This is a genomic window from Bradyrhizobium sp. AUGA SZCCT0177 (genome assembly GCF_018130125.1).
Lineage (GTDB): Bacteria > Pseudomonadota > Alphaproteobacteria > Rhizobiales > Xanthobacteraceae > Bradyrhizobium.
The window spans coordinates 225,868-238,079 of record NZ_JAFCMA010000010.1 but is presented as its reverse complement, the minus strand read 5'-3'; the positions used below and the strand labels follow the sequence as shown (position 1 = coordinate 238,079).

Sequence of the window (12,212 nt, the reverse complement as noted above, 5' to 3'; positions counted from 1 at the left end):
CGCCTTGTCGTCTTCGCCAATGCCGTAATCAGGTCCGGACAGCCTTGGAAAGGCGCTAACGCCTCTTGACAGCTAACACGGTAGATCCCGGCCTGCGCCGGGACGACGCGGAGTATTGAGCTTCGCCACGCATACGCCCATACCCCTGACGCCCTTGCTCTTCGTTTCACCCTGCCGTTACTAGATGGGGAATAACCACATCCGGGAGCGAATTGGGCATGGGACCGCTAAAAGGCATCAAGGTCGTCGACATGACGTCCGTGCTGATGGGGCCCTTTGCCACCCAGACGCTCGGCGATTACGGTGCCGACATCATCAAGGTGGAATCGCATGATGGCGACGTCACGCGGCAGATCGGGCCAACGCGGCATCCAGGCATGGGGCCGGTGTTCCTCAACACCAACCGCAACAAGCGCAGCATTTGCCTTGACCTGAAGAAACCGGCCGGGCGCGACGCCGTGCTGCGGCTGATCGCGAAGGCCGACGTGCTGGTCTACAATGTGCGCCCGCAGGCGATGGCGCGGCTGCAGCTCGGCTACGACGTGGTCTCGAAAATCAACCCGCGTTTGATCTATGCCGGCGTGTTCGGCTTCGGTCAGGACGGGCCTTATGCAGCCAAACCCGCCTATGACGATCTGATCCAGGGCGCCACCGCGCTGCCGGCGTTGATGGCACAGACCGGCGACGGCGTGCCGCGTTATGTTCCCAATGCCCTGGTCGACCGCATCGTCGGGCTCACCGCGGTCGGCGCGATCTGCGCCAGTCTTGTGGATCGCGACCGCACCGGCCGCGGCCAGCGCGTCGATATCCCCATGTTCGAGACGATGGCGAGCTTTGTGATGGGCGACCACATGGGCGGGCTCACCTATGAGCCGCCGCTCGACAAGGGCGGGTACGCCCGGCATCTGTCGCCGGACCGGCGGCCCTACAAGACCTCCGACGGCTACATCTGCGTGATCGTCTACAACGACAAGCAGTGGGAGAATTTCTTCCATGCCACCGGCCGCGACGATTTGCGCAGCAATCCGAAGTTCGCAACCTTTGCCGGCCGCGCCACCAATATCGACACCGTCTATGCCGAACTGGCGCGCATCCTTGAGACCAAGAGCACGGCCGAGTGGACCGCCATCCTCGAGAAGGCCGACGTGCCTGTCATGCCGATGCATGACCTCGAAAGCCTGCTGCAGGACCCGCACATAACAGCGACTGATTTCGCTCCCGTGATCGATCATCCGACCGAGGGACGGATTCGCAACATGCGGTCGTCGGCGCGGTGGTCGGAAACGCCGGTGGAGATGACGCGGCTGGCGCCGCGCCTGAGCGAGCACAGCGCCGAGATCTTGCAGGAAGCGGGCTTCTCGGTCGACGAGATTGCCGCCCTGGTTCGCGACGGCGTCACCAAGACCGTATCAAACACCTAAGGACCGAGACCATGGATTTCGCGCTGTCGGCCAACCAGGAATCGATCCGCGACGCGATCGGGAAAATCTGTTCGCGCTTTGACGACGCCTATTGGCTGAAGAAGGACAAGGAAGGCGGCTATCCCGCCGACTTCCACCGCGCGCTCGCCGACGCCGGCTGGCTCGGCATCTGCATTCCCGAGGAGTATGGCGGCTCGGGGCTCGGCATCACCGATGCCGCGATCATGATGCGTACGATTTCGGAGTCCGGCGCCGGCATGTCGGGCGCGTCGGCGGTGCACATGAACGTGTTCGGGCTCAATCCCGTGGTCGTGTTCGGCACCAAGGAACAATGCACGCGCATGCTGCCGCCGATCATCGACGGGCGCGACAAATCCTGCTTTGCGGTGACCGAGCCCAATACCGGGCTCAACACCACGCAGCTGAAAACCCGCGCTGTGCGCAAGGGCGACAAATACATCGTCAACGGCCAGAAGGTCTGGATCTCGACCGCCCAGGTTGCCAACAAGATCCTGCTGCTGGCGCGCACCACGCCGCTCGAAGAGGTGAAGACGCCGACGCAGGGCCTCAGCCTGTTCTATACGGATTTCGACAAGCAGCGCGTCGCCGTGCACGAGATCGAGAAGATGGGCCGCAAGCCTGTCGATTCCAACGAATTGTTCTTCGAGAATTTTGAAATCCCGGTCGAGGATCGCCTCGGCGAGGAAGGCCGCGGCTTCGAATATATCCTGCACGGCATGAATCCCGAGCGCATCCTGATCGCAGCCGAAGCCGTCGGCCTCGGCCAGGTCGCGCTGTCGCGCGCGTCGGCCTATGCCAAAAACCGCATCGTGTTCAATCGTCCGATCGGCATGAACCAGGGCATCCAGCACCCGCTCGCCAAGAACTGGATGGAGCTGGAAGCCGCATGGCTGATGGTGCTTTCCGCCGGCTGGCAATATGATCAGGGCATGCCGTGTGGCCCGGCGGCCAATGCCGCGAAATATCTGGCGGCCGAAGCCGGCTTCCATGCCTGCGAGCAGGCCGTCATGACCCATGGCGGCTTTGGTTACGCCAAGGAATATCACGTCGAGCGTTACTTGCGGGAATCCCTGATCCCGCGCATCGCCCCGATCAGCCCGCAGCTTATTCTCAGCTTTATCGCCGAGAAGGTGCTGGGGTTGCCGAAGTCGTATTGAGGATGGCCATACGATTACCCCACGTCGTCGTAAGGCGCAGGCCCGGAATCCATTGGGCCACTTGCGACGGCGGCGAAATGGATTCCGGGCTCGCGCTTCGCGCGCCCCGGAATGACAATGGGGGACGACCATGAGCTTCATCACCGGTGTCGGACTGACGTCATACGGCAAGCACGAAGGCTCGTCCTCGCTCGATCTCATGAGCAAGGCAGCCGAGATGGCGATTGCCGATGCCGGGCTGAAGCGCTCGGAAATTGACGGCATCCTCTGCGGCTACAGCACGGTTTCGCCGCACATCATGCTGGCAACGGTGTTCGCCGAGCATTTCGGCATCCGGCCGTCCTACGCCCACGCCGTACAGGTCGGCGGTGCGACCGGGCTCGCGATGACCATGCTGGCGCATCACCTGGTCGATGCGGGAATCGTAAAACATGTGCTGGTGGTCGGCGGCGAAAATCGTCTCACCGGGCAGAGCCGTGACGCCTCGATTCAGGCGCTGGCGCAGGTCGGCCACCCCGACTATGAGGTGACGCTGGGGCCGACGATCCCGGCCTATTACGGCCTCGTCGCGTCGCGCTACATGCACGAATATGGCGTCACCCAGCAAGACCTCGCCGAATTCGCTGTGCTGATGCGAGCGCACGCGCTGACACATCCCGGCGCCCAGTTCCATGAGGCGATTACGGTCGCCGACGTGATGGCGTCAAAGCCGGTGGCGATGCCGCTTAAGCTGCTCGACTGCTGCCCGGTGTCCGATGGTGGAGCGGCATTTGTGATCAGTCGCGAGGCGACCGGCGCGACTGGTATCCGCGTGCGTGGTGCCGCACAGGCACATACCCATCAGCATGTCACGGCGGCACCGGCCTTGAGCGAGCTCGGCGCCGAGATTTCGATCGCGAAAGCCAAAGCCGCATCCGGCCTAACGATCTCCGACGTGCGCTATGCTGCCGTCTACGACAGTTTCACCATCACGCTGGCGATGCTGCTGGAGGACCTCGGCCTTGCCAAACGCGGCGAGGCGGCGGCAAAGGTGCGGGCAGGGTACTTCGGCCGCGACGGTGAGATGCCGCTCAACACCCATGGCGGTCTGCTGAGTTACGGCCATTGCGGCGTCGGCGGCGCGATGGCGCATCTGGTCGAAACCCATCTGCAGATGACGGGGCGCGCTGAAAATCGCCAGGTTCGAGATGCCTCGATCGCGCTATTGCACGGCGACGGCGGCGTGCTGTCGTCGCATGTCAGCATGTTCCTGGAGCGGGTGCGATGAACGCGGATTGGACCAAGGGCGGCGAGGGCATCGTCTACCAATCCTGCGCGGCTTGCGGGAAGGTGCAATATTTCCGTCGCAGCTTTTGCGCGGCCTGTGGCGCGCCGGATCCGGCGGAGAAATCCGCAAGTGGAGCAGGGACGGTCTACGCGACCTCGCTGGTCTGCCGCGCCGCAACGCCGGAGACCCGCGCGCACGTTCCCTACAATATTTTGCTGGTCGATACGCCGGAAGGGTTTCGCATGATGGCCCATGGCGACCACAATCTGGCCATTGGCGATCAGGTCAGCGCGACCTATCAGCCATTTGCCGGGCGGCTGATTCCTTATTTCGCAAAGGCAAAATGAAGCATAGCGTTTTCGAGCGAAGCATGCCCTCGGACTTGATCCGGGGGGGACACCGGTTCGCGTCAAGAAAACGCGTCAAAACAAAATGCAAAGCTCCGAAGCAATCCAGAGTGACGCGGAACGGATGTTTTCTGGATTGCTTCGTAACGCTTTCACTCACAAACCGCGGTTTCACCGCGCGTAGAAGATGACGCTGGCGATGACGAGCATTGCCGTCACCGCCAGCATTTGCGCAAGCGCCTCCGAGGCCGCCCTTTTGGTGGCTTCCTTCATGCTTTCTCCCTAGACTTGGGCATAGCTCATCGCTGCACGACAAGCGTGCTGGACGGCCGTTTATTTTTACTCGGAACACCCCGCGACGATCGTTCGCTTCGATTGAGTCCCCACTCAGCGAACATCGACCGTACCAAGTTTGAACAGCAATGCGGCGGCATTTTGGCTCAGGCGCAGCCGGATTTTGCGCGCGTGGTGGCGATTTCCGAGCATAGTCTGGTTGATCCGCAGGGAACCGCAAGGCATGATCCGCCTGCAAAATCAAAGAAAACAAGGTGAGAAATGGCCCGTATCGAATACAGCGATCCCGCTAAACACAACGATCGTACCCGCGAAATCCTCGGCAAGAACCGCAATGCCAATATCTTCAGAATGATGGCGCATTCGCCGAGCTATTTCGAGCAATATTGCCGGCTGGGCGGTGCGATCAGGCACAAGGGCGAGCTCGATCCGGTCGTGCGCGAACTTGCCATCACCCGCACCGGCATCCTGTGCGAGGCGCCTTACGAGATCGTCGCGCACAAGCGTATCGGCAAGAACGTCGGCGTCAGCGACGAGCAGAACGAGGCGTTGGAAAACTGGCAGTCGGCCACATGCTTCAACGAGGTGCAGCGCGCCGCGCTCGCCTTCACCGATGAAATCGTCAAGCTGCACAAGCCGACCGATGCGACCTTCAACGCCATTGCGTCGAAACTGACGCCGGCCGCGCTGATCGAGCTGCAGCTTTCGGTTGGCTTCTACATCATGACGTCGAAGTTTCTGGAGACGTTTGCCATCGACCTGCAGCCGGTGACCGAAGTGATTCCATAGGTGGGCGAGAGTATGGCTGAAGAGGAACTCGACGCCTCGGTAAGCGTGGCCATCGCCCGGCTACATCAGGCGATGGCCAGAGTTGCCAATGGTGATGTGTCCGCGATCAAGGCGCTTTATTCGCACACCTCGGAAGCGACCAGCTTCTACGGCTGGGGCGGCTACGAGAAGGGATGGGAAGCGGTGTCTCGGCGGTGGGACTGGGCCGGCGCGAGGTTCAAGGGCGGAACCGTCCGTCACGAGAATATCTCCAAGGTCGTCACCCCTGCGATGTTCTACGTGACCGATATCGAGACCTTCGAAAACCAACGCGTCGCCGACGTCGAAGGCATCACCGGCTGGTCCAATCGGGTTACGCATATCTTTTGCTGCGAGGCCGGCGAATGGCGCCTCGTTCACCGCCACGGCAACCGGCTGGAATCGCAGCACGAGCCATCCACCAAACTTGGCGAAGTTGGCCGCTGAGGCGATGGTTTGCCGTCGGCTTCCATTCAATAACGACTGTGTTCGGATGCGGGTGCCCTCATGAGCAACGGATGGGAGCTTTCAGCGCAAGCCTGGATCGAATCCATGGGCGAGCGCGGCGATTGGGGCCGCGAGCACGTGCTCGATCCGGTCATACTCAGTCGCGTGGCGGCAGGCCGGTTCGAGCGTGCGCTGGATGTCGGCTGCGGCGAGGGCCGCTTCTGCAGGATGCTGAAGGCCGCCGGCATCGCAGCGACCGGGATCGATCCGACCCTTCAATTGCTTGAGGTAGCAAGGCAGCGCGATCCATCCGGCGACTACCGGTCCGGCAATGCCGAGCGATTGGAATTCGAGGCGGCAAGCTTCGATCTGGTGGTCAGCTACCTCACGCTGATCGATATCGTCGATTTCAGAACGGCGATCAACGAGATGGCCAGGGTTCTGAAACCCGGCGGCTCGCTGCTGATCGCAAACCTCACGGGCTTCACATCAGCCAGCGCCGATCGGGGGTGGGTGAAAGATGCGGAAGGACACCATCTTCACTTTCCCGTCGATCGTTACCTCGAAGAGTTTCCATTCTGGTTCGAATGGGCGGGAATACGCATCCAAAACTGGCACCGGCCGCTTGGCGCCTACATGACGGCCTTGCTCGAAAGCGGCCTGCAACTGACGTTTTTCGCGGAGCCCGGGCCCGTATCCGGCGACGCCGCGCATCAGGAGCGTTTTCGACGGGTGCCCTGGTTCGTCGTGATGGAATGGCGGCGGCCGACCGTGGGATGAGCCTAGGCCCGCGGCCCATATCGCCGCAGCGCCTCCAGCGTCAGTCCTTTGCCGACCGCGCCAAACGTGTCGCCTTCGACGAGACGGGCCGCCGGCACCGCCTTCCTGATCGCATTGCGGACATGGGCGAGCTGCACCGAACCACCGGTCAGGAAGACAGCGTCGATGTCCTCAGGCCCAAGCCCGGCCTGCGTGAGGCAATTCTTGATGCGGGCGGCGATACGCTCGGCCAGTTGACCGGTATGGCTGACCAGATCGGGGCGGCTGATGCCAGCGTTGAGGCCGGGCATCACCCATTCCAGCGGAATGTCGGCGCGGCGCTTGTCCGACAGGGCGATCTTGGCTTCCTCGACCTCCATCAACAGCGTGTGGCCGCGCTGTTCCTCGACCACGCGCGCCAGCCGGTCGAGCAATTCAGGCTCGCTGGCCTCGCGCCGGACCTGGCGGATGTCCGCGAGCACGCGCGGCTCATACATGCGGTTGATGCTCGACCAGGTCGCGAGGTCGTGGAAATAGCTTGAGGGCACGTCGAGCCCGGCGCGGCTCATGGCGCTGCCGAAGCCGAACAGCGGCATCACGACGCCGAGGCTGAGCTGGCGGTCGAAATCGGTGCCGCCGATCCGCACGCCGTCATTGGCGAGAATGTCGCTTGAGCGGTTGGCCTTGGCGTGGCGTTCGGGCCCGAGCCGCACGATCGAAAAATCCGACGTGCCGCCGCCGATATCTGCGATCAGGGCAACTTCTTCGCGTTCGATCTGGCGCTCATAATCCAGCGCCGCGGCAATCGGCTCGAATTGGAAGGTGACGTCGTCGAAGCCGACTTCTCGCGCGATCTGGCGCAGCGTCTCTTCCGCCTTGCGGTCGGCGTCCGGCGCATTGTCGACGAAATGCACGGGGCGGCCGTGCACGACATCGCGCAGTTCTAGGCCGGTAGCTTGTTCCGCGCGCCGCTTCACCGCGCCGAGGTAATAGGCGATCACGTCGCGAAAGCCGGTCCGCTGGCGCCCGAGGCGGGTGGTTTCGTCGATCAGCGAGGTTCCGAGCACCGATTTGAGACTGCGCATCAGGCGGCCGGGGGCGCCGTCGACATAGGCGGCGATGGCCTTGCGCCCGATCAGGACCGCGCCGTCCACCTCATAGAAGATCGCGCTGGGAATCGTGGTGTAGCCGGCTTCCAGCTCCGCCAGGACCGGCGCTTCGCCTTCGATGGTGCCGAGCGTCGTATTCGACGTTCCGAAATCTAGACCGCAAATGGACATGGACGCTCCCAGGGGAAGCGTCCGTCTACACATTACCGGGCCGTCGATCCACACATATATTGGCCCGTTAATAGGGACTTGACCCAACGATTCCGGCAATCCGGCCACGCTGATCCACAGATCAATTTCTTTGCGTTTTCGCGGCCCTGGCGGGTTGATGAATCGATCCGTGGTAGTCCATAAGCGGCGTCCCGCGGCCATCATTCCGCCGCGGCCAGTCTGGAAAGAGGTTGCGTGGCAAACATCAATCGACAGATCGCAGAAGAGCTTGGCGTTCGCGAGCAGCAGATCGAGGCGACGGTCACGTTGCTCGACGGCGGCGCCACGGTCCCGTTCGTGGCGCGCTATCGCAAGGAAATCACCGGCGGGCTCGATGACGCCCAATTGCGCACCCTGGAAGAACGCCTGACCTATCTGCGGGAGCTGGAAGAGCGCCGCGTTGCGATCCTTAATTCGGTCCGCGAGCAGGGCAAGCTCGATGCCGCGCTGGAAGCCGCGATCATGGCCGCCGACAGTAAGGGACGGCTGGAAGACATCTATCTGCCGTTCAAGCCGAAGCGCCGCACCAAGGCGGAGATTGCCAGGGAAGCCGGGCTTGAGCCGCTGTCCGAACTGCTGCTGACACAGCCGCAAAACGATCCGCAGGTGGTGGCCGCCGGTTTCGTCGATGCCGAAAAGCAGGTGGCCGATGTCGCCGCCGCGCTCGAAGGTGCGCGCGCCATTCTGGTGGAGCGGTTCGCGGAGGACGCCGACCTGATCGGCAAGCTGCGCGAGGAAATGTGGTCGAATGGGGTAATGACCTCGACCGTGCGCAAGGGCAAGAAGCTCGAAGGCGAGAAGTTCAAGGACTATTTTGAGTATAACGGAGCGCTGCACAAGCTGCCGTCGCACCGCATCCTCGCGCTGTTCCGCGGCGAGAAGGAGGAAATCCTCGAGCTGCAGATCCTGCCCGACGCGCAAGTCCCGGTTGCCAACGTGCCGAGCGCCTATGAATTGAAGATCATGCAGCGCTTCCTGATTTCGGACCAGGGTCGCCCCGGCGACCGCTGGCTGCTCGAGACCGCACGCTGGGCGTGGCGCACCAAGATCCAGGTGCATCTCAACATCGACCTGCGCATGCGGCTGTGGACCAATGCCGAAACCGAAGGCGTGCGGGTGTTCGCCTCGAATTTGCGCGATTTGTTGCTGGCGGCGCCCGCAGGCGCGCGCGTCACCATGGGGCTCGATCCCGGCTTCCGTTCCGGCGTCAAGGTCGCCATCGTCGATGCCACCGGCAAGGTGGTGGCGACCACGGCGGTCTATCCGCACGAGCCGCAGCGGCAGTGGGACGCGGCGATGGCAACCCTTGGCAAGCTCGCGGTCGCGCACCGCGTCGATCTGATTGCGATTGGCAACGGCACCGCGTCGCGCGAGACCGACAAGCTGGCGACCGAGCTGGTCAAGCTGCTGCCGGACCTGAACATGTCGAAGATCGTCGTGTCGGAGGCGGGCGCTTCCGTTTATTCGGCCTCGGCCTTTGCGTCCGAGGAATTGCCCGAGCTCGACGTCACCCTGCGCGGCGCAGTCTCGATCGCGCGGCGCCTGCAGGATCCCTTGGCTGAACTGGTGAAGATCGACCCCAAGGCGATCGGCGTCGGGCAATACCAGCATGATCTTGGCGAATCGAAGCTGGCACGTTCGCTCGATGCCGTGGTCGAGGATTGCGTCAACGCCGTCGGCGTCGATGCCAACACGGCGTCCGCACCGCTGCTGGCGCGGGTGTCGGGCATCGGCGCGGGTCTGGCGCAAAGCATTGTGCAGCACCGCGACGCCAACGGCCCGTTCAAGTCGCGCAAGGGGCTGAAGGAAGTGCCGCGGCTCGGCCCGAAGGCATTCGAACAGTGCGCCGGCTTCCTGCGCATCCAGGGCGGTGAGGATCCGCTCGATGCCTCCGGCGTGCATCCGGAAGCCTATCCGGTGGTGCGCAAGATTTTGACCGCGACCAAGAGCGACATCAAGGCGCTGATCGGCAATGCCGAGATCGTGCGCCAGTTGAAGCCGCAGAGTTTCGTCGACGACACCTTCGGTCTACCCACGGTGACCGACATCCTGCGCGAGCTGGAAAAGCCCGGCCGCGATCCGCGCCCGGCGTTCAAGGCGGCGGTGTTCAAGGAGGGCGTCGAGGAGATCAAGGATCTCAAGCGCGGCATGATCCTCGAGGGCACCGTGACCAACGTCGCGGCGTTCGGTGCCTTCGTCGATATCGGCGTGCACCAGGATGGATTGGTGCACATCTCGGCGATGTCGAAAACCTTCATCAAGGATCCGCGCGAGGTGGTGAAGCCTGGCGACATCGTCAAGGTGAAAGTGCTGGAGGTCGAGGTCGCCCGCAAGCGCATCGCACTGACATTGCGTCTCGACGACGAGGTCGGCGACAAGGGCCCAAAGCTGTCGGACAGCAAGATGCGGGAATACTCGAAGGCATCGATGACGTCACAGGCGCCGCGCAAGGCCCAGGAATCTGGCGGGGGCGCGCTCGCTGAGGCCTTGAAGCGTGCTGCGGAGAAAAGCGGGCGCGGAAAGATCTAATTCGACGTCAGCAAATTCACCTTGGCGTTGGCGAGGATCAGGCGGTCGGCGAGCAGTTGCGCGAGGTTGCGCATGATCCGCTCGCCGGCGCGGGGATGCTGCTCACGAAAACGTTCGAAATCGCGGAGCGGGACCTCAAAGGCGGTGGCCGACATATCGGCCAGCACGTCGGCGGAGCGGCGTGGCTCCAGCAGGGCCATCTCGCCGAACGGCATTCCCGCGGTCAGCGTCGCCAGCCGGATGCCGTCGGGCAGGGTGACGTGAACCACGCCGCTGCGCAGGAAAAACAGCGAGGTGGCGGGATCGCCTGACGCGATGATCTTTTCGCCGGGCTGGTAGGTCGTGATGCTGCAGAGCGAGTTCAGATCGGTCAGTTCTTCGTCGGTCAATCCCGCCAGCAGCGGCTGTTCGGACAGTTCCGTCGTCTCGAAAAAATCGATCGAGCCGCCGTGGCGAAACACCACCTGGTCTTCCGCCCATTCGATTGCGGCATCGAGCAGGAAATAGTACCGCATGTTCGGCAGGCTGCCGGTCCGCTCCGCAATCGGCTGCCATTCGGCGTCGGCCCGCTTGATGCCGGACACGATCACCGTGACCTGATAGGCCGCCAGCTCGCGAAACTCCTCGGCGAGCAGCCGGGCGCCCGCCGGGGTCATCGACGTGACCCGGCGAAAATCAAAGATGACGAATTGCGGGAGTGGCTTGGCCACGAGCCGGCGCGCAATATAGTCGACATTCGACAGCGACAGCGTGCCCATCAGCTCGATGACGCGGACGTCCTGATAGTGCGCGGCGAGGATGGTTTGCTCGTGCGGGCGGCGGCTGCGCCGTGACGGATTTTCGCCGATATCGTAATCGGCAATAATGGCGTTGCGCGCATTGTCGCTGCGGTTGAGCATGTGCAGGTCGTAATGCGCCGACAGCGCCTCGCAGACCTTGATGCCGCGTACGCTGTTGCCGTGCTTGTCGAGTTTGGGCGAATAGCTGCCGAGCCCGATCCGCGCCGGCAAGGCGGCGAGGATGCCACCGCCGACGCCGCTCTTGGCGGGGATGCCGACGCGGTAGATCCATTCGCCGGCGTAGTCATACATGCCGGAACTGGTCATGACCGACAGCGTCCGCGAAATCGCGTAAGCGCTCATCACCTGTTCGCCGGTGACCGGATTGATGCCGCGATTGGCCAGTGTCGCCGCCATCACGGCGATGTCGCGCGCGTTGACCAGGATCGCGCATTGGCGGAAATAGACCTCCAGCACCGAGCTGACATTGTCCGTGATGACGGCGTTGGTACGCAGGAGATAGCCGATCGCCCGGTTGCGGTCGCCGGTCAGGCTCTCGGACGAATACACGGCGTCGTCGACGTCAAGCTCACGTCCGGCAAAACGTCCCAAGGCCTGGCGGATGTACTCGAACGCGCCGTCGCCCTTGGCCTCATGGATCAGCCCGGAGCAGGCGATCGCGCCGGCGTTCACCATCGGATTGAACGGGTGGTTCTCGGCGTTGAGGCGGATCGAGTTGAAGGGATCGCCAGAAGGCTCGACGCCGATCACGCTCTCCACGCGTGCGGCGCCCAGCGTATCCAGCGCCAGCGCGAACACGAAGGGCTTTGACATCGACTGAATGGTGAAGGGCACCTGCGTGTCGCCGACCTCGTAGACATGGCCGTCGAGGGTCGCGAGGCTGATGCCAAAATGGGCAGGGTCGGCCTTGCCGAGCTCAGGGATGTAGTCGGCGACCGCCCCGCTGGTCTCGGGCAGGTATTCGGCATGACAGCCGTCGAGAAACCGCAGCAAAGGCGGTTTCGAACTGGTCCAGGCCGGGGCGCCGGTGGGCGATACTTTCAT

General features: G+C 63.0%; 11 protein-coding genes. 9 read left to right on the top strand and 2 right to left on the bottom strand.

Annotated elements, in window-relative coordinates; translation table 11 throughout:
• Window positions 1-218: 218 nt before the first annotated feature.
• From JQ597_RS14620 to JQ597_RS14585, 8 genes are all read left to right on the top strand, one after another.
• Complete coding sequence (locus JQ597_RS14620; protein ID WP_212264955.1) at window positions 219-1,421, top strand: CaiB/BaiF CoA transferase family protein; 1,203 nt, start codon at window positions 219-221, stop codon at window positions 1,419-1,421.
• A gap of 11 nt (window positions 1,422-1,432) precedes the next feature.
• The gene (locus tag JQ597_RS14615) at window positions 1,433-2,599 is read left to right on the top strand and encodes an acyl-CoA dehydrogenase family protein (protein ID WP_192739714.1); all 1,167 of its coding nucleotides are present in this window, start codon (window positions 1,433-1,435) and stop codon (window positions 2,597-2,599) included.
• A 130-nt stretch (window positions 2,600-2,729) separates the two neighbouring features.
• Window positions 2,730-3,866, top strand: a complete 1,137-nt coding sequence (locus JQ597_RS14610) for a thiolase family protein (protein WP_212264954.1) — start codon at window positions 2,730-2,732, stop codon at window positions 3,864-3,866.
• Window positions 3,863-4,213, top strand: a complete 351-nt coding sequence (locus JQ597_RS14605) for a Zn-ribbon domain-containing OB-fold protein (protein WP_212264953.1) — start codon at window positions 3,863-3,865, stop codon at window positions 4,211-4,213. The genes JQ597_RS14610 and JQ597_RS14605 overlap by 4 nt, the downstream gene beginning before the upstream one ends.
• A gap of 318 nt (window positions 4,214-4,531) precedes the next feature.
• Complete coding sequence (locus tag JQ597_RS14600; RefSeq protein ID WP_212264952.1) at window positions 4,532-4,765, top strand: hypothetical protein; 234 nt, start codon at window positions 4,532-4,534, stop codon at window positions 4,763-4,765.
• A gap of 3 nt (window positions 4,766-4,768) precedes the next feature.
• Window positions 4,769-5,296: a carboxymuconolactone decarboxylase family protein gene (locus JQ597_RS14595; RefSeq protein ID WP_212264951.1), complete on the top strand. Its 528-nt coding sequence runs from the start codon at window positions 4,769-4,771 to the stop codon at window positions 5,294-5,296.
• A 12-nt stretch (window positions 5,297-5,308) separates the two neighbouring features.
• Complete coding sequence (locus tag JQ597_RS14590) at window positions 5,309-5,761, top strand: YybH family protein (RefSeq protein WP_212264950.1); 453 nt, start codon at window positions 5,309-5,311, stop codon at window positions 5,759-5,761.
• 60 nt (window positions 5,762-5,821) lie between these two features.
• Window positions 5,822-6,541 carry a class I SAM-dependent methyltransferase gene (locus JQ597_RS14585; RefSeq protein WP_212264949.1) on the top strand — a complete coding sequence of 240 codons (720 nt, stop codon included), beginning with the start codon at window positions 5,822-5,824 and terminating at the stop codon, window positions 6,539-6,541.
• Window positions 6,542-6,543: 2 nt separating this feature from the next.
• On the opposite strand, the gene JQ597_RS14580 is transcribed toward JQ597_RS14585, so the two are convergent.
• Window positions 6,544-7,800, bottom strand: coding sequence for an Hsp70 family protein (locus JQ597_RS14580; RefSeq protein ID WP_212264948.1), 1,257 nt, complete (start codon window positions 7,798-7,800; stop codon window positions 6,544-6,546).
• A gap of 234 nt (window positions 7,801-8,034) precedes the next feature.
• Here JQ597_RS14580 and JQ597_RS14575 point away from each other — a divergent pair, with 234 nt between their 5' ends.
• Window positions 8,035-10,368, top strand: a complete 2,334-nt coding sequence (locus JQ597_RS14575; RefSeq protein WP_212264947.1) for a Tex family protein — start codon at window positions 8,035-8,037, stop codon at window positions 10,366-10,368.
• Here the strand turns inward: JQ597_RS14575 and glsA are convergent.
• The gene (gene glsA / locus JQ597_RS14570) at window positions 10,365-12,212 is read right to left on the bottom strand and encodes a glutaminase A (RefSeq protein WP_212264946.1); all 1,848 of its coding nucleotides are present in this window, start codon (window positions 12,210-12,212) and stop codon (window positions 10,365-10,367) included. The two genes, JQ597_RS14575 and glsA, sit on opposite strands and share 4 nt — an antisense overlap.